The organism is Psychrobacter sp. 219-2-C (genome assembly GCF_049560815.1).
In the GTDB taxonomy this organism is placed as follows: Bacteria; Pseudomonadota; Gammaproteobacteria; order Pseudomonadales; family Moraxellaceae; genus Psychrobacter; species Psychrobacter faecalis.
In genome coordinates, this window is sequence record NZ_CP186933.1 from 681,073 (window position 1) to 704,912 (window position 23,840).

Below are 23,840 nucleotides of genomic sequence, written 5' to 3' on the forward strand. Positions count from 1 at the left end.
AGGCAAAAAGCCTATAGATAATGTATCTATAGGCTTTTTCTAGTTTTAAATTTTGGTTAATCCAGACGTTTAAAATGAGGGCTTCAATAAATTAACCAAACGCTCAACCACTTGTGAGCTTTCATCACGGCTCATATTAAGCGGCGGCAATAGACGAATCACATGCCCGCCTGTGACATTAATGATTAATTTTTGCTCATCACGGGCACGGTCAACCAATTTGCTACAATCCATCTCTTCTGGCAGCGCGATACCAATCATCATCCCTGCGCCGCGAGTGCTAACGCCATATCGTCCAAGCGCATTAACCACGTCTTCACGGATGAACTGTCCTTCGGTGACGGCATTGTCCATGATACTGTCATCAGCAAGCACTTGATAAACGCTATGTACTACGCGACTGGCTAGCGGCGTGCCACCATAGGTTGAGCCGTGACTACCGGCGCCAAACAAGCCATTGGCACGCCCGCGTACCATGCAAGCGCCTACTGGAAAGCCATTACCTAAGCCTTTGGCCGTGGTTAAGACATCAGGGCGTGCATTGCTATGCTGATACGCAAAGTACTTGCCCGTACGACCGTTACCGGTTTGTACTTCATCGAGCATAAATAACCAATCATGACTATCGCATATAGCTTGTAGTTGCTCAAGATACGTAAAACCATTGGCTGCGGTATTCAAACCCCCTTCGCCTTGGATAGGCTCGACAAATACCGCACAGATATCATTATTGTCTTGAGCCGCTTGCTCAATCGCGGCGATATCACCAAAGGGCACACGAATAAAGTCTTTATCCAAGGTATAAAAACCTTCACGGGCTTTAGGGTTGGCAGTTGCTGATAACGATAGCAAGGTACGACCATGAAAAGACTGTTCCATAACGATAACTTTTGGGCGTTTAAAACCTTGCTGATGCGCATAGAGTCGTGCCAGTTTTAATGCCGCTTCATTGGCTTCAGCACCACTATTAGCAAAAAATACGCTGTCCATTTGCGCGGCATTACATAGAGCTTCGCCAGCTCGCTCTTGCCAATCAATGCCAAATAAATTACTGGTATGCACTAAGGTTGCTGCTTGCTGCTGAATAGCCTCAGTTACTTCTGGATGACAATGCCCCAAGCCGCATACTGCGATACCCGTCAAGGCATCTAAGTAGGGCGTCTCATCTTTGGTATAAAGCCAACTGCCTGAACCGCGGGTGAAGCTAATTGGTTGACGATTGTAAGTGGGCATCAGGTAAGTAGCAGACATGTAAAACATCCTTGGAATTATATAAAGGTTAGAGGGCTAAAGAGATTGGGATTAATTAGAGCTCATCAGAAAACGGCGTCGATTCGGCAGGTAAGGTATATTCTTCGTTTGCCCAAGCGCCTAAGTCGATAAGCTTGCAGTGATGACTACAAAATGGCTTATATTTATTGTCCTGCCACGCGGTTTGGTTGCCGCATTCTGGACAAGGATAGGTTTTGGGTAAGGGGTTGGTATGGTTGTCGCTGTTGCTAGAAGTAGATTCAGTCATAATAAAAGTAGATACATCCTATGGGCTATCAATAAATGCTGTCATTTAGGACAGCGCTTCTAATCAATAGCGAGTATGAAAAATGTGGGTTTTCCAGATTTATAAGCAATCGCCCTGCGTCATTAATAATTGTCATTCGATAAGCGTGGAGGTTGTATTACTATTGGGCTGGATTGACTATATAATAGCATGCGACCGGATAATGACAAATGACAAATCCCTTAAGGATAGTAGATGACTGACAATTTTGAGCTTTCGCATCAGCAGCAGCGCGCCTTTCAACCACAAAAACTCTCAGCTCCACGCGATTTTATAATGCCGGATATATTGGTTGACGCCGAGCTGCCTTTGGTATTGGAGATTGGCGCAGGGAAGGGCAAGCATGCGCTTAGCTTCGCACTGCAACATCCTGATAAGCACTTGATAGCCATCGAGCGTACGCGTAATAAATTCGATGCTTTTGCTAAAATGGCAGCGCAGCAAAAGTCATGCAACCTCAGCGAGATTCATGCTGATGCCATCGCTTGGATTGTCCACGCCATTGCACCAAACAGTATCGAGCGTATCTTTATCTTATATCCCAATCCTGAGCAACATAACCCTAACCAACAGTGGTTAAATATGCCTTTTTTTGAATTCTTGCTTTCTCGTTTGCAAGTAGGCGGAGAAGTAGTGCTGGCGACTAATATAGAGGCATATATGGATAATGCAGAGCAGCAAGCCAATGAGGTCTGGTGCTTACCGAATACGCGTCATAAAGTCGCTAGCGATAGTCAGCGTACACACTTTGAAGTCAAGTATCTAGCGCGCGGTGAAACTTGTTGGCAGTTAAACATGCGTAAGCCTGACGGTTATCAAACCCGATTCGACAATTGGCGGGCAAGTAATGAAGCATAAAAAATAGCCTAAGTAAAATAATGAATTATACTTAAAATTACTGAATAAAAAATTAAGGACAAAGAGCATGAAACAAAAATGTATTATCAAGAAGATAATTATATAAAATAGCCTAAGCAAGTAAAAAAACATAAAAAAGACCGCCACAAAAGGGCGGTCCAAAAAATATCACTTTCTCATCTTATAAAAAAGGCTTTACCAGTTTATTAGAATCCGTATGCGCATCTAGCACTGTCAAAAAGGTATAAGCACCGATAAATTTTCTACTGATAAACATAAATTCTTTAGGTGGCAGATTGAACTCGAAAGACTGTATTGCTCGCGTAGCGTTATTTGAGAGGCGAGTATGTAATTTACTATTGGCCCAGATATAACGCTGCTGTTCATCTAAGCAATTTTTGGGAATATCAGGGTTTAAAGTAGGGTCGCTAAAGGGTTCTGTCGCTAATAAAAACAATGAAGCGATATCTGAACGTACTTTATCACTCATGCTATCAAAGAAATCATAACCGGTCATAGCGCGTTTCATTGCGTGATGGTCATGACGATACCCAGCTCGCAATAGCCCGTGCGCAATGGTTAGTAAGTTATCATCGAATTGGCGAATGGCACCAAAATCTAGCAAGACCAGCTTATCGATTTCGTTTTCATCAGCAGCGACACGAACGAGGTAATTACCAAAATTCGGATCCGTTTGCATCTCGCCCCATACAAAAATCTCTTGCATCATGATTTCGATAGCGGCTTGACCGATAGCGTTGCGGCGCTCATGTGACAATAACTGTAGCGCTTCCGAGACCACCGTAATGCCTGGCTCATAAGACATGCATAACAAGCGTTTGGTTGAGTAAGTACGATTGATTTTGGGTACGATATAACGCGGGTCGCCTAGTAAGCGCTCATAAAAACGCTCCGTTGTCGCTGCTTCCGCTTCGTAGTCAACTTCATGATGGAGGAGGTCACGTATCTCTTCAAACCATGCATCGAGGGCGCGTGTTTGCGGTACGATATTACTGACTTTTAATAAACGCTTAAATAAAGCCAAGTCAGAATTGATGGCATCGGCCACACCGGGATATTGGATTTTTAACACCACTTGCTCGCCCGTTGCCAATACCGTTGCGCGATGAACTTGGGCGAGGGAAGCGGTACCAATAGGAACGGGATCAACTTCTAACTCATTTAACTTCGTGCCTAATAATTGGCGTAATGTGACCTCGATTTTTGGCCATGCTAAGGTGGCGGTATCGTCATTGAGTGTTTGCAGGGCGCGCGTGATTTCAGGCGGTAATATATGCTCGCCATAAATTGCCAGCATTTGGCCAATTTTTACCACCGAGCCCTTTAATTTACCCAGCTCTTCTGCCAGATAATGCGCCTGTTCTTCCATAAAAATTTGATTGCGCGCCGTACGTGCTTCTTTATTCAAAAACATACCAGACACACTATTACCTGCCCAACGACGACCGATATTTAAGGAAGTTTTCGCAATAGACATCCGACGCTCAAACCCTGAGGTCTTCAGGTTGTCGATGGATTGCTTATTATTAGACGGTTTATTATTAGAGGGTCTAGAGGTATCATTTGCCATAAATATAATCATTCATCCGGTTGCTATTGATGTGCGGGCGTAAACCGACAATACAAGGAGATGCGACGTACTGGTACAAAATTGTATCATATAATGGGTGGTAGATTGAGCTGCCTGCGCCTAGCATGAGCCGTTACTTTGTAAGTTAACGTATGCTTATTAAAAGTACATCTATGAATTGCTATGTTACAGGCTACGACCGAGCATTAAAGCGCTCAAAATTATGCGCCACGATGATGACCTTTATTCTAACATTAAGCCGCCAAAGATAAATTTTAAAATACGCTCATAAAAAATGAGCAAACGAAAAATCCGACCTAGCATTACACTAGGTCGGATTACCATAAAAACAATATAAGAAAAACGATATAAGTTTTAAATTGGCTTAACCATATTAAACGTTTTCGCGCGCAATCGCATGGTGTCCGATATCACGGCGATAATGAGCGCCATCAAAACTAATCGCGCCTGTCACGGTCAATGCGGCTTGCTGTGCACCAGAAATGCTATCAGCCAATGACGTCACGCACAATACACGCCCGCCATTGGTCACCACTTCTTTCTCATCATTATCATCACTATGCGTATCGTTATTAGAGAAAGCCGTACCAGCATGGAAAACTTTGACTGACTTTTGATTGTCATTATCTAACTCTGGCAAGCCGGTAATTACATCACCTTTAGATGAGGTTTCAGGATAGCCTTTTGAAGCAACGACAATACCGAGAGCAGGGCGCTCATCCCAATTGGCTGCGGTTGGTAATTTACCCTCTAGCCCTTGTGCGACCAAGTCAACCATCGATGATTGTAAACGCATCAAAATTGGCTGCGTTTCTGGGTCGCCAAAACGGCAGTTAAACTCAATTACATACGGGTCGCCCGCCTCATCAATCATTAGCCCAGCGTATAAAAAGCCAGTATAAGGATGTCCGGCGGCTTTCATGGCATCAACAACAGGTTGGATAACTTGCGCCATTACCTTATCGTGAACGTCTTGGGTGACGACTGGGGCAGGGGAGTAAGCGCCCATGCCACCAGTATTTGGTCCCGTATCGCCTTCAAACGCACGTTTATGGTCTTGGCTGGTTGCCATCGGCAAGATGTTGTTACCATCTACCATGCAAATAAAGCTGGCTTCTTCCCCTTGCAAGAATTGCTCGATAACCACACGGCTACCAGCATCGCCAAATTTATTGTCCGCAAGCATATCGTCAATTGCTTCGTGCGCCTGCTCGATGGTTTCGGCGACGATAACGCCTTTGCCAGCAGCCAAACCGTCGGCTTTGATCACAATCGGTGCGCCTTGCTCATCGATATAGGCTTTGGCAGCAGTAGCGTCCGTAAACCCTTGATAAGCTGCGGTTGGTATTTTGTTTTGTGCCATAAATTCTTTTGCAAAGGTTTTTGAGCCTTCGAGCTGCGCACAATAAGCGGTTGGCCCCCATGCTTTAATACCGGCTGCGCGGCAAGCATCAACGATACCGGTGACCAGCGGCGCTTCTGGACCGACAATCACCATATCAATGGCATTATTTTGGCAAAATTCGATGACAGCACTGTGTTCGTCAGCATCGGCTATATCTTCTAAGGTGACGTTTTGGCATTTGGGCTCAAGGGCGGTGCCAGCATTACCGGGGGCGACATAGATGCTTTGTACCTTGTCGTCTTTTGCACACTGCCATGCGAGTGCGTGTTCGCGACCACCTGAGCCAATCACCAAAATATTCATCATACGTCTGCCCTTAGCATCAAAATTCATTGTAAGTTGTTTGCGAGTTAGTTTTTTAGGAGTTAATAGCGAGCCAGCAAAATCTGCTGCAATATACTGCGGTATTCTAACAAAAAAACGCCATGATTGTCATGAGTATCCACCTGCTAGCAAGTTTTAGATGAGGTTAGGGAGTTATTGTCTTAATTACTAAATACTCTATCTTTAACTGTCTCATTATCAAAGGTTATCGACATCTTAGTGATTCATGAAATGATGTTGTACGCTTTTGCTAGACGCCGCAGTGCGTTACACTTTGATAGGTTGGCACTAGTAGATACCAATGATTGGTTATTGAAAAAACGAGAACGACAAACCTATAACAAAGGACAATGGATATGCCTCACAACTTAAATATCGCAAAAGAGCGGATCAGCCAGATAAGCGATATTGCCACCAGCTATGTACAAAAAGACAAATCGCTATTTGACCATTTTATTCATAGCTATTATCAGACGCTGCATCAAGAAGTGGCGAAAGATATCAGTAATATGGATTTGGCTGGTATGGCGCTGCATCATTTTACTTTGCTTAAAGCCTATGACGGCAGTCAGCCGCAGCTTGCTATTTTAAACCCCATCGCCGAAGAGCAGCATTTTCATAGCTCGCATACGGTTATCCAAATAGTCGCTTACGATAGACCATTTTTGGTCGATACCATTTTAATGAGCTTGGAAGCAGAAGGTATCGATGTCCATCGTACCTATAATATCATTATCGGGGTTGAGCGCGATGAAAGCGGCGATATCACTCATGTCGAAAGCGCCCATGAAAGTGACACGTCAAAAATGTCTTTGATTCATTGCGAAATCGCTTATCAAAACAATGATGAGTTGGCGGCATTAAAGCAGATGCTGCTGGCAAAAATCGATACCCTTGATATCGTCGTTGATGACTGGCAGCAGATACGCGGCAAGCTGACCGATATAAAAGCGGAGCTGGCTGGTCAAAATCTACCCGAAGTGTATTATTCGCCGCAAGAAATTCAAGCGTTTTTGGATTGGGTATTAGATGAGCATTTTATCTTTTTAGGCTATCGCGAGTACCGCTTAGAAAATGATGACAATTTAGACTTATTTGCCATTGGTAATAGTGGGCTTGGCCTGTTGCGCGGCGGTAGTGAGGATACGCTCTCAAAAAGCTTTGATGAGTTGCCTCATAATCTAAAAAAATTATTAACCGAGCCACGCGTATTGATGTTGTCTAAATCAAGCCGTGTGTCACCTGTCCATCGTCCGGTATACATGGACTTTTTAGGCATTCATAAGTTTGATGACCATGGCAAGCTGATTGGCGAATATCGCTTTATTGGTCTATTTACTGCGCAAGCCTATCAGCTAAGCGTACAACAGATTCCATTACTACGTGAAAAAGCCAATAAAATCATGGCGATGGCGGATTTACCACGTGATGGTCATGCGTATCATAAAATGATGCATGTGATTAACTCTTTACCGCGCGATGATTTGTTTCAAGCCAGCGTTGAAGAGTTATATCCTATCGTCTCTGGTATTAGCCAATTGCAAGATAAGAAAAGTTTGCGCTTATTTAGCCGAGTCGATCATTATCAGCGCTTTGTATCCTGCTTGGTCTATATCCCGCGTGATAAATTCAATACCGAGCTGCGTATTAAAGTACAAAACGTCTTAAAAGACGCTTACGGCGGTACGTCATCTGGCTTTACCACGGAATTTAATGAATCAGAACACGCCCGCGTCCACGTCCATGTACGTACGATACCCGGTCAAGTGAATGATGTGGATACGGCGGCGCTACAAGATAAGCTGTCGGCTCTTATGCAATCATGGCGCGATAATTATCAAAAAATGCTGCTCGATAATGTCGGTGAACAACAAGCAAATGCCTTAATGCGCCGCTTCTTAAGCTATATTCCTGCAGCCTATCAAGAACGCTTTGATGCGCGGACGGCGGTCGAAGATACCAAACGTCTGGCGGGCTTAAATGACGAGCAGCCAATGATTTGGCATTTATATCAGTCAACGGGCGGCGCCAGCAATCAGCTGCACCTAAAACTATATGGTCGCCAAAATCCTGTGATTCTCTCAAAAGTCTTGCCGGTACTAGAAAACTTTGGCGTATCGGTCATTTCTGCCCAAACTTATGAGTTCGATTTGCCAGAGCAGCCGATTTGGATGCAAGAGTATGAGCTGGTATTGGAACATGTTGACACCATCGATATGCAAGTAGTACGCGCGCAGTTTGAAGATAGCCTTAAGCAAATATGGGCAGGGCGCGTTGAGAGTGATTCCTTTAATGAGCTGGTATTAACCACCAAACTCGACACGTATGATGTGGTGGTACTGCGTGCCTTATCGCGTTATATGATACAAGCAAAAGCGCCGTTCTCTAGTGCTTATATTCAGCAAACTGTGGTAAAAAATAGTGCCATTAGCATTGCCTTAAGCGAGCTATTCGATGCGCGCATGAATCCTAAATACAGTGAAGAGGAACGCGCCAGCAAAACCAGTCAAACTCGAGAGCAAATCAACAGCACCTTGGCTGGCGTCAGTAGTTTAGATGAAGATCGTATCCTGCGTTGGTATTTAGATTTGATTAATGCCATGGTGCGTACCAACTTCTATCAAAAAGAAGCAGATGGTCAACGTAAAGACCGTTTATCGTTTAAGTTTTTGGCGACAGATATTCCAAACTTACCCAAACCTAAGCCTATGTTTGAGATATTTGTTTATTCACCGCGCGTTGAAGCGGTGCATTTACGCGGCGGTAAAGTCGCTCGCGGCGGGCTGCGGTGGTCGGACCGTATGGAAGATTTCCGTACCGAAGTACTTGGTCTAGTCAAAGCGCAAATGGTCAAAAACGCGGTCATTGTCCCGGTTGGCTCCAAAGGCGGTTTTATCGTCAAGACCAAAACCATGGCTGATGGCCGTGAAGCTTTCCAAGCAGAGGGAATCGCCTGTTATCAAGCGTTCCTGCGCGGTATGCTGGATGTGACCGACAATATTGTCGATGGCAAAATTGTCCCGCCAGCCAATACGGTGCGTCACGACGAAGATGACCCGTACTTAGTCGTTGCTGCTGATAAAGGTACCGCTACCTTCTCAGATATCGCCAATGCCTTATCAAGCGAGTATAACTTTTGGCTCGATGATGCCTTTGCTTCAGGCGGCTCGGTCGGTTATGACCATAAAGCGATGGGTATCACCGCTCGCGGTGGTTGGGAATCGGTCAAACGCCACTTCCGTATGCGCGGTATGGACATTCAAAACCGTGATGATTTCACCGTTGTTGGTATTGGCGATATGAGTGGCGACGTTTTTGGTAACGGCATGCTCAGATCGACGCACACCAAGTTGGTCGCAGCCTTTAACCATCTACATATCTTTATCGATCCAAACCCAGATACCGCCGCGTCTTATACCGAGCGTGAGCGTTTATTTAATCTGCCGCGTTCAACGTGGGACGACTATGAAAAATCGCTCATCAGCCAAGGTGGTGGCGTGTTCTCACGTCAAGATAAAACCATTGTGATTAGCCCTGAGATGAAAGCATTATTTGAGATCAGTGAAGACAGCCTTGCGCCTAATGAGTTAATCAGTGCGCTGCTAAAATCGCCAGTTGATTTGATTTGGAATGGCGGTATCGGTACTTACGTGAAAAGTGCCAATGAAAGTCATGCCGATGTCGGTGATCGCGCCAATGATGCCGTACGCGTCAACGGTGGTGAGCTGCGGGCGGCGGTCGTTGGCGAAGGCGGTAACTTAGGCTTTACCCAGCAAGGGCGTATCGAATACGCACAAACGGGTGGGCGCATTTATACCGATGCCATTGATAATTCTGGCGGCGTCAACTGCTCAGATCATGAAGTCAATATTAAGATTTTACTGGGTAAAGTGGTCGAGCAAGGCGATATGACGCTCAAGCAGCGTAATGAGCTGTTAGAGTCTATGACCGATACGGTCGCTGAATTGGTACTGCGCCAAAATTATCTACAACCACAGGCGCTTGAGCTTAGCCAATTACGTGCCGCGGCAAATTTAAGTGACCATCAACGCTTTATTCAAATGTTAGAAAGTGAAGGTCGTCTTGACCGTGCCATCGAATATCTGCCATCCGATGAGGAAATCGCCAAACGCCAAAAAGCGGGCACAGGTCTCACCAATCCTGAGCTGGCAGTGGTCATGGCTTACGGCAAAATGTGGGTGTACGATAATTTGTTGGCGTCAGATTTACCTGATGCACCGTATTTCGTTAATGAGCTGCGTCAATACTTCCCTGATGAGCTGGCAGCAAACTTCTTTGATGAGATGAAAGAACATCGTTTGCACCGTGAAATCATCAGTACTTATTTGACCAATAGCATCGTCAACCGTTTGGGTATCGAAGCCTTATTCCGTTTATTTGAGGAAACGGGGCAAACACTTGCTACGATTGCGCGCGGCTATGCAATTGCTCGTGATGTCTTCCATGTATCAAAAGCGTGGGAGAAACTTGAGTCGCTGGACAACCAAGTCGATGCCACCTTGCTACTTGAGCTTGAGCTGCGTTTGCGTGATGCGCTTGAAAATGGCGTAGTGTGGTTTATCAATGCCTTTGGTCAGGATTTACAAGTTGCCGATATGATCGAGCGCTTTGAAGACAGTGTGGAGAAATTGACCAAAGCAGGCGGTTTTATCGAGCAGCAATTCTCAGAGTACTTGCAAGAAGACATCACAAGCTTAATGGAAAACGAGCTGTCTGTGGATGATGCGGCGATGTTCGCGATGTTGCCGTACCATGTCGATGCCCTAGATGCGGCGCTACTGGCTGAGCAGTATGAACGCCCAGTCGATGAGATTGCCACTTTATACTTTGAGGCCTATCACGTTTTACAGCTAGATTGGATGATGGACAATATCGCCACCTTACCGCAGCAAGACCACTGGGATCGCCGTGCGCGTCACGCCCTTGTCAACGAAGTTTCGCGCAGTCTGCGTATGCTGATGGATACTTTATTAAAGCAGCCTGATGCCAAACAAGCCTTTAATGACTGGAAATCGCGTCATGAAAGTCAGCTTGATTCCATCACCGCTGAGATGCAAAAAATTGATAGCAATGATGAAAATGATATGAGTTTATCAACGTTATCGGTATTGATGAGTGAGCTTAGTGGGCTGGTAAGTAAGTAATAAGCTAAAAAACAAGTCAGATAGCAAATTACAGAAAATCCAGATTATATGTTTATAGAAAAAAATCACCGTTATGAGTTAACGGTGATTTTTTGTTTTTCAATAATAAAAAGAAAACTAAAAAGGCTAATTTAAGGTTATAAAGGTATTTAAACGGCGCATTTTGCCGTCTTTTTCAACCCAGACTTTCTCACCATCGTCACGATAACTAGCAAATTGTGGTTTTAGTATTACACTGCCTTTATTATTTATAATGCCAAACTTGCCCGCTTGCTTATAAGTATAAAGCTGATGGTATAGCAGCTTTCTGATGGGGGCGTCTGATGCAAGGATTAACTTACCATTAGCATCGATAATCTGCGCGCTAACAATCTCGTCTTGGATATCTTCGCTCATGCCTGTAGCGGTGCTACCAGCGACTAACGTACTGCGCAAAAAAAGCAAAGGGCTGACATTGTTATTAAACGCTTCGATATGTTGATGAGCGGCAAACGGAATGATAACGTCATTGTTTTGGTCAATGAGTGCTGTCTCGTCGTTTAAGCTCACTTGCAAATATAAAAGCTGACCTGTACAAGCATTTAACGGATGAATCGCCTCATACTTTGGCATGATTGCCCAGTAGCCTTTATCATCAAGCAGTCCTGTGCGCCCTTGATTGCTAGTTATTTTAAAATAATCTTGGTCATGATCAGAATCGTAGTGCGCATGCTCGATACGCGCCGCGGTGAGTGGAAAAATCCAGTCGCCATGACGATTGATAATACCTTGTCTGGTTGTCGCATCTGATGGTTTGACGCTGACAATAAAGCTGGTTGCGATATCCGGCTCGGTTTGAATAGCGTCATATTCAAAAGGGACAATAATCTTGCCAGCAGCATTGATAACGCCGTATTTACCGTGCTGTTTGGCAAGCACATAGCTGTCCATCAACATATAAGCATCGGACAAATTATCCATGACAACATGACCACTTAGGTCTTGCAGCTGCTGCGACCCGTCAGCTTGTTCGATCAACTTGCCAGCAAACGGCGTATTATTTTCAATACGCTCAAAGTAGCTACTGGGTAAAGTTCCGGCGCAATTAATCGTCGCCTGCGCAGACGTCAAACTTAAAGTAAAAGCAGTAATGGTAAATATAAAAGCAATAAGCAAACGCGCATTAATATAAATAATTTTAAATAGAGTATGCATAAATGTGCCACCTTAAAATTACTTTAGCCATTAACTGGCAATATGATAACAGCCTTGTCCAGTGATTTTACTAAAGCCACCTGAGAGCTTAGTGACTTGAATTTGGGTCAAAATACGCTCTTTTAGCGCCTGCACGTGCGAGATGACGCCAATCAATTTGCCTTCTTGCTGTAAGCTGGTCAAGGTATCGAGGGCGATATCCAGTGATTCCTCATCAAGGGTGCCAAAGCCTTCGTCCAAAAATAACGAATCGACGCGAATATTATGACTGGCCATCTGCGACAGTCCGAGCGCTAATGCTAGGCTGATAATAAAGCCTTCACCGCCAGAGAGATTTTTAGTGCTGCGTCTCTCGCCACCTTGATAGTTGTCAATGACATTGAGCTCGAGCGGACTATTGTCGTCACGCGCCAGCAAATAGCGATCGCTCATTTTATGCAGCTGGGCATTGGCATGGGTCACCATGATATCAAAGGTCAGACCTTGGGCAAAGGTACGATACTTTTTGCCACTGCTTGAGCCTATCAGTTCATTGAGCTGTCGCCAGACTTGCAAGGTGTCTTTTTGATAAGCAATGGCTTGGCGCTGAGCCTGCTGGTTGCCTTTTTTCTCTTCATTGTCTTTGAGCTGTTGGCTCATGGCGCCGATTGCTTCAATCAAGCGCTGCAATTCATTTTGTGCCAATTGCTGCTGCTCAGCCAGCGACTCTCTATCTTCAGTGGTTAAAGGGTTGGCTTTTTTCTCCGCCAGTGCTTGCAGGGTTTGAGTCAATAAGGATTGCGCTTGCTTGAGCGTATCGTTGATTTGCTGCTGCTGCTCGGTTAAGTGATGACGCTCGGCAGCTGGCAGGCGCGCGCGCATGAATTCTGCTTCATCGCTAAAGTCAGAGCTGGCGAGCGCGGTTTTAAAAATATCTTCTTGCGTCGTCAGAGCAGTGCTAGCGGTCGTTAATTGCTCGGCAAGCAACTGCTGCTGTCGTTGTAATTGTTTGAGAGTGAGCTCAGCACTATCTAACTGCCGCTGCGCTACTGCTTGTTCGCTATGCGCCTGTTCAAGGACAGTGCGTAACCTTGCTTCTTCTGCATCAGGATTGATATTCATGTTGCTATTATCAACACCAATGTTCGGCACGTTATCTGCAAAAATATCACGCCGCTCAGTGGTTAATTGTGCCAGTGTCTCGGTTTTCGCAATAATTGCTTGCAGCAAATCATCAAGCTCAACCTTTTGTTTATCCAACTGGGCTTGCTTGGTTTCGATTTGCACGGTAATGCTGCTAAGCGCAGTGATTAGGTTTTGTTGGGCATTTTTATAAGCAGTAAACTGCTGCTTTAGTTGCACTAAGCTACTACGCTGCTGACGCAGCGTATCAAGGTGAACCTCATAGTCAGCTTTATTTAGCATAACTTGCTGGTCAATACTCGCCAGCAGCGGCTGTAAAGCAGCAGGTTTGGTAACAGCATCTAGCTCATACTTGCCCGCAAGATATTTATTTAATATCGCCAATATAGCGTCTTTAAGCTGTGTTAATTCGGCAAAATTCGTCGAGATTTTTTTCTCGATAGCATCCAAAGCCAGCGTGATTATTTGACTATTGCTCTTAATCTCATGAATATCAGTGGCAAGCTGATACTGCTGCTTTTCAAACGTCTCAATGGTTTTATTCGTTTTAGCAAGCTCATCGCTTAGTGCTTCATGTTGTGTAAGTGTGTCTTTTAAAGACTGCTTGCGCTTACTGAGTTGGTCTTTAATCGTCTCTAGCAATAACAAACCATCTTTTATTAAGCGCTCTTTTATCAGTGTGCAATCTGTTGAGTCGTCAGCTATTTGTTCACTCAACAAATCCATATCTATGCCAATTTGGCCAAGCTGAGTCATGCTTGCAGTCACGGCGTTAGAATAGGTTTTAGCCAAAAGCGGCTGTATTAAGTCATTGCTGTCCGCGCCCAGTTTTTTGATCTGCTCATAGAGTGGGGTTTTTTGCTCGTGCAACTGCTTAATCTGATTTTGTGTGGTGGCATATTCGATACGCTGCTTGGATAGGGTTTGTTCTAGCGCATTGATCGTCGTATCCAGCTCGCTTATTTGCTGCTGCATTTGAGTCACTTCGGCCGGCTCTTTGTTCAATACAGGATGATGCGCGCCGTAGGGATGCTCGCGCGCACCGCAAAGCGGGCAAGGATCGCCCTCTTTTAGTTGGGTAATATAACGCTCTAAACTGGCAACCTGTTGCCATGAATCGAGCAGCTTTTGCTTATCTTGACGTCGGTCTTTGGCGTCTGCCATAAGCGCTTCGTTGTCAGTAATGCTCGCCGCCAGTTTGGTCAAGGTATCATTAATGGTCGGCAGGGCAGTGTTTATCTTATTGATTTGGCTAGCAAGCGCTTCAATTTGCTGTGCCTTAGAGCTCACTTGCTCTATCTGGCTGTGCGTGTGCTCAATCTGCTCTTGCTCATCACGTATAGCAGCCAATGACTGCGTTTGGGTTAATGCTACCTGCTGTTTTTGCAAAGTGGCTAGCGCTTCACGCGCTTTGGCAATCAAAGCGTTGGTCGCATCTTGCTGCTGCTGACATTGATCAAGATTGGTTTGATATTGGATTGATTGCTGATGATGAGCAATTTTTTCGTTTGCCAAAGCGGCATTATCTTGCAGCAGCGCTTTTAGGCGGCTGCCATGACTATCAAAATTTGCCGCATCGGTATCTATATCGTGCAAAGCGGCGGCGTCAATCAAATATTTTTCTATCGTTGCTAACTGGGCCTTGTCCTGATTGAATTGGACGGTATGATTTTCTATCTCTTGGCGTAAGCCTTGCGTATTGGTCGCTAGGCGTTGTTTTCTTTGCTGCTGATCGTCTAACACCTGCATTTGCTGGGCGATTGCCCCATCGAGCTTACGAGCGTGAGCAATTTTTGGTAACGTGATTTGCAGCTCGTCATAGGCGCTCTGCGTATCAGTGTTAGCTGCTTTTAGCGCATTCACCGCGTGCGCAAGGCGCTCTTGTTGCTGCGGCAACTGATGGTTTAGTGCCTGCTGCTCATTTTGCAAGCGTTTAACGTCATTACGATTATGGGCAAGTTGACTGTATTGGCTGTCAATCTCCAAGGCTTTATTGGCGGCGTTAAGACGCTTAGCGTCAGGAGCGAAATCTGCCTGCGCTTGCTTGGCAACCGTAACCTCGTTTTGATGATTATCGACGTTCTTTTTTAATTCTGCCACCGTATCGAGCCAATTGATTTGCGCTTGCAGACGTTGACACTGTTGTTGCTGCTTGATTTGCGCGGTTTGATGCGAGGTTAATTTTTCCTTAATCAGCGCTTCTTCATCGGCGTCTAACAAAGTTAAACCCTCTAAGCCAAACTGTAGTTTATTTAAAATTTCTTCTTCCGCGCGTTTTTTTTCAAAAACATGGGTCGATATCGTCGCGTAGATATCTGTACCCGTGATTTTTTCTAAGATATCGGCGCGCTCATCGGCCTTAGCCTTTAAAAACGCGGAAAAACTGCCCTGCGCCAGTAAGATTGAACGCGTGAACTGCTGAAAATCCATTCGTGTCAGCTCAACAATTTTTTCTTTGGTGCGTGAGAGTTTGCTTTCTAGTATTTCATCGCCTTTAAGCTTGTCATCTTTGCTATCGGCATTACTGTCATCGTCAGTTTTGGGCGTTACCAAAGCAATCTCATGGGTGGCATCTTGCAAGTTACCATCCGCCTTGCCATAAGCGCGGCGCTGCCCCCAGCGGCAGCGATATTGCGTGCCATTTAAATCAATGACCACTTCCGCGAAACACTCTGCCGTTTGCCGCGTCATGACCTCGTTGCTACTTTTACTGATGTTATTGATCCGCGGCGTCTCACCATATAGCGCCAGACAAATCGCATCCAAAATCGTGGTCTTGCCAGCGCCAGTCTGCCCAGTAATGGCAAATATGCCTTCATTGATAAACGCGGAATCAGCGAAATCGATATGCCATTCGCCCTTTAAAGAGTTTAAGTTTTTGAGTCGCAGTTCGATTAGGCGCATGTGTCGGTCTTTGTCGTTTGAATGGATGGTTGTGCTTGGGCTTTGGAACTTATGTTTTGATGCCGCGCTCATTGCTCATTTATTCAGCTTGAACGTCATCATGGTAGATATTATGGAGTATCTGCTGATAGGCGCTGCGTAATGAGGCTTTTTGGGTATCGGCAATGCCATTGATTTCTAAGCATTTATCAAACACATCAAGCTCATTTAAATCTTGTAAGGTTACAGAAGATTGCTGCTGATTGAGGACTTTATTGTAGGTGCGCGTATTTTTGATTTTTAACACTTCGCAAGTTAAACCCTCAATCATGGCATTCACTTCTTCACGCAGCTCATTGACGATTTCATAACCGTCATAAATCACTTCTAGCCAAATAGACTCTGAGGACTTTAATGATTTTATCGTAGCAGCGATGGTCGTCAAATCACCCGTTATCTGCGCCAATTTTTGAAAACAAGGAGTCGGCAGCGAGATTACCTGCATTTGCCGTAACTCATCATGATGCAATCGTTGGGAAGTTAAATCAGACGTTGTAAAAGTGGAATCAAGCTGCACCGCCTTTGACTGAGTAAAGGGTTCTTCATTGACGTTAATTGCGGCGCTTTCTTCTTGCTCAACAAAAGCAAATAAATCATCCATCAATTCCGGCGTTTGAATGGCTGCTTTTTTCGCGACCTTTTCAACCTTACTTGTGGTATTGGCAGGCTGAAGAATAGTACTCTCATCAGACAAAGATTTTTCTACTTCGCCAAACTCTACCAACAACACTTGTTTTTGCTGCTTTGCTTCGCCAAAACCCATGGCGATAGGCGAGCCTGAATAGCGGATATGCTCACAGCCGCCGACGCGCTGCGGCACGTGTAAATGCCCCAGTGCCACATAATCAAAGCCATCATCAAACATGTCAGCGGAGATTTGACCGAGCGAGCCGACGTAGAGATCGCGCACGCCATCATCTTCTGTAGTCTTACTACCTGCGGCGAATAAATGCCCCGTCGCGATAATAGGAATATGGCGCTGATGGGCGTTGCTTAAATGCTCCTGTCTTGCTTTGGCAATGCTAGCCACTTCATCATAATGCGCTCGAATACCCTTGATAACATTGGCATCTTTGCAATCCATAGACTCGCCAGCATGGCTACCACGCACGTCGCGGTCGCGCAGATAGGGCACAGCGGCGATAATACAATGCGGTGTGCCATCAACCGCGTCTAAAACCAACACCTCATCATTTAAATCGTCACAAGCAGTACCGATGACATGGACATTTAGAAACTTTAAGACTTTACTTGGAGCATCTAAAAAAGTCGGGGAGTCGTGGTTGCCCGCGACGATGACTATATGCTCGCAGCACAATTTTGATACTTTACCTAAAAACTCATAATACAGCGCTTGGGCTCTGTTACTTGGGGTCATGGTGTCAAAGATATCACCGGCTACGATAAGTACGTCCACTTTATGCGCGCTAATGGTCTCTTGTAGCCAACTTAAAAAGGCTTCAAATTCCTCATAACGCATGCGCCCATAAAGTCTGCGTCCCAAATGCCAGTCGGAGGTATGAAGAATAGTAAGCGGTTTAATAGCAAATGCAGGCATAAGTGAACTTAATAATGGTTAAAAGACTGCGATTATTCTAGCAAGAATTGCTGTGGTTTGCTGTGCTTATAAACTTGTGATTGATTCACTGTGAAAAAGACGGAAAGACTTATTCAGCATTGATGAGTAAATTCAACTTTGGTCAGTAAAATGCTCATCAAATGCAAGAAATGGGTATCGGTGATGTCATAAGAGTAAGAGTTAAAAAACTTCGTTAAAAAAGTTTAGCGGTCTATTATTAGTAGTTCCGCAAATACAGTCTGTTTTAAGTGGTCTGTTAATAGGTTTGAAGGGTAAAATAGCTGGTTCCGCTAGGGTATACCCATATAATATCCATTATATTCTTAGCATTTTTCTTTGGTTTAAAAGCTATTAACGATCAAAAATTTTATCTAAACATCAAGAATGATGCAGGTTGTGATGGCATGGGCATATAATTTGCCATCAGGCCCTACAATTTTGCCTTCAGCAGTCGCTGTTCTCCGACCAGCATGAATGACTTTGCCTTCAGCCCGTACTAAAGGTGTTGCCACTGTCAAAGCTCGCACCATATTTACTTTTATCTCTAACGTTGTATAGGTTTTTCCTGCTGGCAAAAGGGTATGGACAGCGCAGCCAACAGCGGAATCTAAAAGCGTGCAGAACCAGCCGCCGTGGACTGTACCCAATGGGTTGTAATGATGACGCTTTGGCCGCCCTTGAAAAACGGCAATACCTTTTTCCATATGGATAGGAGTGTAGTCAAGTGTCAGACCAATAGGAGGATGAGGCAGCTCTCCTGCAAACATAGCATTAAAAATATCCATACCACTGCGAGTGGTTAAGTCTGATAATGGAATAACATCAGCGTTACCTAGCTTTTCTCTAATACGTGCTTCTTCTGCTTCCCATGTTGCTATTGTTTCTTCGACATTCATTTTCAATTCCTTAAAACGATAAATAAGAGGTTAGGCTATTTTTATAAAGGCTAAAGTTTCACCAATTAGTACTCTTAATGCCCACTTTTATTTTTAAAGTACATCGTTACATAGGCGATTAACCAAAAGGCACAAATTGCTTGAAACCAGATAAGACTGTGCATGGTAACAGTCATGATATTATCAGTCTCTATGTTGTAGTGCAGTAACGACAACAACCCCATTAAGGCGTACAAATAAAGCCACCAACGTCCTTTGGTCATCTGGCTTTTGACAGCCACAATCAGGCCATAGATACCAATTGGTGTCATGACGAACCAGAAGGCATCTACAAGCTGAGGAGATAACCAATCAGGCTCAGGATAGTGATCGAAATGAATCACATTATGAACATAGTGTAAAATGCTCGAAAACACATTAAGTAATACAATGAAAATCAGGGTTTTATAGTGTTTGTAACGGTTTATCATGATGTACCTTGTTGATCGTCTCTAAAATATCTTGCCAAATATGAGTGTTTTTACTTCTAAAGTAGCCAAAATGTCCAACTGATTGGTCTGAGCTCCTGCCAATGCTATAGCGTTTAAAAGTGATAGGTCGATCGCTGGTCACATTTTTCCAAAAATTATGCAGGTTGCGTTCAGTACAGATTTCATCATCATCGGCAGTGAAGACGAAAGTTGGCACATTAAAATTTTTGTAAGTACCAAGGGGAATGGTTTTCCCATAGAATTTATCTGAGAAAAACAGCTCTTTTTCTCGGCACCAAGCACCCCATTCCTCTGTAAAACCAGCTGGTAAATCTTCCATGAGTTTGAAGCTTTTAGCCGGCACATAATTAAAGACTTTATTACTAAGCGGTGCTAAAAAACGAAAAAAGAAATTGGCTTTAAGGCGATAGCGAAGCGGCATATAGCTAAAGTATCCTGCTGAGACAGCCACTGCGATTAAAGCATCCAATTGATCAGCATTATGAGCAAGGCCAACTTGTTGACCTCCAGCGCTATGCCCTACGCAATACAAGGGTAAGTCATTGAACAGGCGCTTGGCTGTATCGATAACAGCTGGAATGTCGTACCGTCCGATATCGGAATACTGATAATGACAATCCTTTAGATGACTTATTTTAGAATCGCAAAACCCTCTATAGTTCCAAAGAATGACATGAAAACCATGCTCTCTTAAGTATTTAGCAAACGGCAAATAATAAGAAGTTTTAGTAGCGGTTCCTGGATTTATTAGAACAACGGCCTTAGGGTTATTCGCTTTATAGAGGGTTGCACGCAGCTCGACGTTGTCGTCCGTCAGAATATTTATATCCATAAAAGAACCTACTTGTTGTTAATTAACGCCTACTATAAACTATGGACATTACTCCACAGTCAAGCGTTAATTGAGGGTGCTCGATAATGAATATAAAAGAATTAACTGAAACAGTCGGACTAAGCAGAGATACGATCCGTTTTTACGAAAGGGAAGGATTAATTTCGTCACCATCTAGAAAATCTAATGGTTATAGAGATTACGATAACAGGATTATGGAACAGCTCAATATGATTATTATGGCGAAGGAGTTAGGTTTCACCTTAAAAGAGATTAGAGAGCTAACAGAGCTATTGTATTCAAACAACCTGACGCAATCACAAATGGGTGAAAAGCTTCTAGAAAAAAACAAACAGCTAGAAATTAAAATTTCAGAACTGTCTAAGATGAAAACGTTAATCGATAATGCATTAAAAGGTATGTGTGAATATAAGGATAAGTTGGCGCTTTGAGACCTTCCTAAATTTTGTGTAAGTATTTAATCTAAACGTCAGTTACACAGAATCTGGGATGGTCTCTTCAAGTCCTCACTAGAGCACCGATCATAGATAGAATATCTATGGTAAGTACATCATGAAGTACACTGTGGCTATCTCAGCAAGTTGAAACCTTAATACCATTAGCTTACAGCCTATTGTTCAAGTCCTCATTAGGGAACCGAACCAGTGAAGGAGCCTGATTGGTTCCTCATAGGTATACCTTTAACAAACTATTATTATGTCAACGTCATAGAGGTTTTTGATGCTCTCTACAATCTTGATAGTCGCTTGACCTTAAACGCACTTAGCCAATTACTAGTTGCTCCACATCATCAGCGGTCGCCAAATTAGTGACCATTGATAGCGCATGTGCTTGCTGGCTAGTAGGGGCTTTTGCCGCCGCTGTCTTGCCACCGCGCAACCAATTGTCATCGGTATCAGCAGCATTTTGGTTGTTTTGCTCATTGTCTACATGATACCAAGCTAAGTCATGATGTAGGGCGACCACATCTCCCATAATCAGCAGAGCAGGCGTGGGTAGCTGATTTTTTTCTTGCAATTCAACAATATTGGCAAGCGTACCAGTCAATACTTGCTGATTGGGCATACTGGCATTAGAGACAATGGCGATAGGGGTATCGCTACTACGTCCAGCATCAATCAAACCTGTCGTCAAGCGTGGTAGTGAATGCAGCCCCATATAAAACACCACCGTCTCGTCGGTATTTAAAAAGCTTTTAAAGTTGCTGTTTGGCGTGCCAGCCTTCAAAAACCCCGTGACAAAACGTACCGACTGCGAGTGATCACGGTGCGTCAAAGGAATACCTGCATAACTTGCAGCAGCATTAGCAGCAGTGATACCAGGCACAACTTGATAAGGGACGCCATGCGCACGCAAGCTTTCAATCTCTTCACCGCCGCGGCCAAAGATAAAGGGATCACCGCCTTTTAAACGCACCACACGGCGACCTTCTTTTGCACTATTGACAAGCAGCTCATTGATGCCAAGCTGAGCGACGGCATGGTTGCTACGTTTTTTACCGACAAATACTTTGTCAGCATCGCGGCGGCATAAATCCAATACTTGCGGTGATACTAACGCATCATAATAGACGATATCGGCTTGCTGCATGAGGCGCAGCGCTTTAAAGGTCAGCAGCTCTGGATCACCGGGGCCTGCACCGACGATATAAACTTCACCCATTGGATTTTTTACGGTGTGAGATTCTGTAGATGTATTATCTGCTGTACTTTTTTCATTGATAGCGGATGCAGTGTTATCTAAATCCGCTTGCAGTCGCGCCGCTGCTGCATCTTCATTACCAGCAAACATCAGCTGACTGACGTCACCTTCAAAAGCGCGCTCCCAAAACTGACGACGTCCTGTCAGCGTTGGGATTTTGGTTTTTACCTCATCCCGAAAGTCACCAGCCAGCTTGGCCAATTTGCCATAACCTTGCGGGATTAACGTCTCTAAACGTGCGCGCAGTAAACGTGCCAGCACCGGCGCTTTGCCATTGGATGATATGCCAATCACAATTGGATTACGATCAACGATGGCTGGGAAAATAAAGTCGCATAAATGCGGCGTATCAACTACATTAACGGGAATATTCAGCTCGCTGGCATCAGCGTGAATCTGATGATTGAGCGCTTCATCATCGGTAGCGGCGATAATAACGCGTGCGCCAGTCATATAAGCTTTATTGTAGTTTTCATAAATCAGTTCGTGCTTGGCTTTGTCCTTAGTATGGCTGAGCAAAGCTTGTATTTCAGCACTGATAGTTGGTGCAAGAATCGTGATCGCAGCACCAGCGCGCCTGAGTAAGTCAGCTTTACGTAGCGCGACATCACCGCCACCAACGATTAATACTTTGTGGTCTTCTAATTTAAAAAATAGCGGAAAGGTGTTCATAGCTTCACCAATGATTCAGTCAATATAAAATATGTCATCATTATGCGGTATCACGCGCTGCGTCTCATGCAGTGAATTGGCATTAACATATTCGTTTTTGTCATGTTGCTGATGGTTTTTGCTAAGATGTGGAATAGCTGGGGAATAAAAACGTAGAAACGTGGCAGAAAAAAACCACAAGCTAACTTTTAAGCTTGTGGCTGTTATTTATATTAGATTTTTGCGTTAGGTATTAACAAGGACGAGATTCAACCTTGTAAAGCAACCTATTCAAACTCACTTAGCATCTTAGTAATGCGCGCATCTTTTTGTTGCCAAATATCCTCTAACCAATCAAACATCATTTTTTTAGTGGTCTCGTCACGGTCATAACCGCCGTCCATGATGGCCACAAATAACTCGTCTGGTATGGTTAAGCGAGTCACATCGACGCCCAAGCGGCGAATATTACCTTTCCATAAATCATCATAGTCAGGCGCGCCGTCTGGGTAGACGATAGTGATATCTAAAATAGAATCCAATTCATCGCCTAACGCATTAAGCGCTAACGACAACCCGCCAGCGCGTGGTTTTAACAAATGCTGATAAGGTGAGCCTTGCTTATCATGTTTTTCTTTAGTAAAGCGCGTGCCTTCCAAATAATTGAGTAAGGCAAAGGGTTTGTTTTTTAATTGACGACAGGCACGCTTTGCTTCTTCGATATCCTTACCTTTGAGGGCAGGATTTTTGGCAATCGCTTCTTTAGAGTGGCGGCGCATCATTGGGAAGTCTAAAAAGTAAAACGCTTGACCGATAACGGGAATGTAAATCAGATTAAACTTAGTGAAAAACCTTGTTAGAGGCAGGGTATCTTGGCTGATATATTGCACAATACTGGTATCGACCCACGACTGATGGTTACTGACCAAAAGATACTGCTTGTCTTCGCTCAAATCGTCGGGCAGATTAATGCGCCAGTCTTTATGGGGTAGCGCGTGGTCAATCACGGCATTATTAGTATTAATCCAATACTTAGTAATCGCAATTAAGGCATCATCGGTCAGTTTTGACCCAGTCAATACTTTCGCCGCGCCCATAGTCCAGACCGGTAGACCAACCAACGCACTATTGGCAGTGAGGACGCCAGTACCCGTCAGAAAAGAAGCCGCTCTGCCTACGACTGGCAGCTTATCGTGCAGTTTTTCATAGAATGAATCAATTTTTTTTATAAAGGGCATAACAACTATCCATATTGTTGAGGGTGGCAAAACCACTACCGAGCTTGAGTATAAAATTTAGCATAACCAGCCATCAAAATTGGCAAAACCTTTTAATACCACGCTTTATAAAGCCTTAAAGTGTTGGTTTAATATCGTGCAGAAACTAAGTGAGCCATAGAATACCCCAATATTTGACAATAAAACGTTAAAGAAACGTTATTTATGCAACTAAAAGGCTAGATAAGTGCCAGTTATTGGCTGATTAAAA

Annotated in this window: 15 protein-coding genes; 3 read left to right on the forward strand and 12 right to left on the reverse strand. The window is 44.2% G+C overall.

What is annotated here, in order from left to right:
• Window positions 1-69 precede the first annotated feature (69 nt).
• Together ACPEGP_RS02765 and ACPEGP_RS02770 are read right to left on the reverse strand one after the other, a co-directional pair.
• A complete protein-coding gene (locus ACPEGP_RS02765; RefSeq protein ID WP_423813855.1) occupies window positions 70-1,251 on the reverse strand; it encodes an aspartate aminotransferase family protein in 1,182 nt (393 codons plus the stop codon).
• A gap of 55 nt (window positions 1,252-1,306) precedes the next feature.
• Window positions 1,307-1,519, reverse strand: a complete 213-nt coding sequence (locus tag ACPEGP_RS02770) for a DNA gyrase inhibitor YacG (protein WP_102077071.1) — start codon at window positions 1,517-1,519, stop codon at window positions 1,307-1,309.
• 234 nt (window positions 1,520-1,753) lie between these two features.
• Here ACPEGP_RS02770 and ACPEGP_RS02775 point away from each other — a divergent pair, with 234 nt between their 5' ends.
• Window positions 1,754-2,416 (forward strand): DUF938 domain-containing protein, encoded by a 663-nt coding sequence (locus ACPEGP_RS02775; RefSeq protein WP_102077072.1) that lies wholly within the window; start codon window positions 1,754-1,756, stop codon window positions 2,414-2,416.
• 181 nt (window positions 2,417-2,597) lie between these two features.
• Here ACPEGP_RS02775 and ACPEGP_RS02780 read toward each other — a convergent pair whose 3' ends face one another.
• Both ACPEGP_RS02780 and purD read right to left on the reverse strand, forming a co-directional pair.
• A complete protein-coding gene (locus tag ACPEGP_RS02780) occupies window positions 2,598-4,007 on the reverse strand; it encodes an ABC1 kinase family protein (protein ID WP_144296193.1) in 1,410 nt (469 codons plus the stop codon).
• Window positions 4,008-4,401: 394 nt separating this feature from the next.
• Complete coding sequence (gene purD / locus ACPEGP_RS02785; protein WP_423814235.1) at window positions 4,402-5,736, reverse strand: phosphoribosylamine--glycine ligase; 1,335 nt, start codon at window positions 5,734-5,736, stop codon at window positions 4,402-4,404.
• A gap of 377 nt (window positions 5,737-6,113) precedes the next feature.
• On the opposite strand from purD, the gene ACPEGP_RS02790 reads away from it, so the two are divergent.
• Entirely contained in the window at window positions 6,114-10,922 is a 4,809-nt protein-coding gene (locus ACPEGP_RS02790; RefSeq protein WP_423813856.1) for an NAD-glutamate dehydrogenase, read from the forward strand.
• 126 nt (window positions 10,923-11,048) lie between these two features.
• Here ACPEGP_RS02790 and ACPEGP_RS02795 read toward each other — a convergent pair whose 3' ends face one another.
• The 6 genes from ACPEGP_RS02795 to ACPEGP_RS02820 all read right to left on the reverse strand — a co-directional run bounded on the left by ACPEGP_RS02795 (window position 11,049) and on the right by ACPEGP_RS02820 (window position 19,979).
• A complete protein-coding gene (locus tag ACPEGP_RS02795) occupies window positions 11,049-12,116 on the reverse strand; it encodes a WG repeat-containing protein (protein WP_423813857.1) in 1,068 nt (355 codons plus the stop codon).
• A gap of 30 nt (window positions 12,117-12,146) precedes the next feature.
• Complete coding sequence (locus ACPEGP_RS02800) at window positions 12,147-16,142, reverse strand: AAA family ATPase (protein WP_423813859.1); 3,996 nt, start codon at window positions 16,140-16,142, stop codon at window positions 12,147-12,149.
• A 79-nt stretch (window positions 16,143-16,221) separates the two neighbouring features.
• The gene (locus ACPEGP_RS02805) at window positions 16,222-17,739 is read right to left on the reverse strand and encodes an exonuclease SbcCD subunit D C-terminal domain-containing protein (RefSeq protein WP_423813861.1); all 1,518 of its coding nucleotides are present in this window, start codon (window positions 17,737-17,739) and stop codon (window positions 16,222-16,224) included.
• A gap of 392 nt (window positions 17,740-18,131) precedes the next feature.
• Entirely contained in the window at window positions 18,132-18,656 is a 525-nt protein-coding gene (locus ACPEGP_RS02810; RefSeq protein WP_423813862.1) for a PaaI family thioesterase, read from the reverse strand.
• A 74-nt stretch (window positions 18,657-18,730) separates the two neighbouring features.
• The gene (locus ACPEGP_RS02815; RefSeq protein ID WP_101204402.1) at window positions 18,731-19,126 is read right to left on the reverse strand and encodes a hypothetical protein; all 396 of its coding nucleotides are present in this window, start codon (window positions 19,124-19,126) and stop codon (window positions 18,731-18,733) included.
• Window positions 19,101-19,979: an alpha/beta fold hydrolase gene (locus ACPEGP_RS02820; protein WP_423813863.1), complete on the reverse strand. Its 879-nt coding sequence runs from the start codon at window positions 19,977-19,979 to the stop codon at window positions 19,101-19,103. The genes ACPEGP_RS02815 and ACPEGP_RS02820 overlap by 26 nt, the downstream gene beginning before the upstream one ends.
• Before the next feature lie 86 nt (window positions 19,980-20,065).
• On the opposite strand from ACPEGP_RS02820, the gene ACPEGP_RS02825 reads away from it, so the two are divergent.
• Window positions 20,066-20,431, forward strand: coding sequence for a MerR family transcriptional regulator (locus tag ACPEGP_RS02825; protein ID WP_101204400.1), 366 nt, complete (start codon window positions 20,066-20,068; stop codon window positions 20,429-20,431).
• A gap of 331 nt (window positions 20,432-20,762) precedes the next feature.
• Here ACPEGP_RS02825 and cysG read toward each other — a convergent pair whose 3' ends face one another.
• Complete coding sequence (cysG, locus tag ACPEGP_RS02830) at window positions 20,763-22,373, reverse strand: siroheme synthase CysG (protein WP_423813864.1); 1,611 nt, start codon at window positions 22,371-22,373, stop codon at window positions 20,763-20,765.
• 266 nt (window positions 22,374-22,639) lie between these two features.
• Window positions 22,640-23,590 (reverse strand): acyltransferase, encoded by a 951-nt coding sequence (locus tag ACPEGP_RS02835; protein ID WP_423813865.1) that lies wholly within the window; start codon window positions 23,588-23,590, stop codon window positions 22,640-22,642.
• Window positions 23,591-23,840 lie beyond the last annotated feature (250 nt).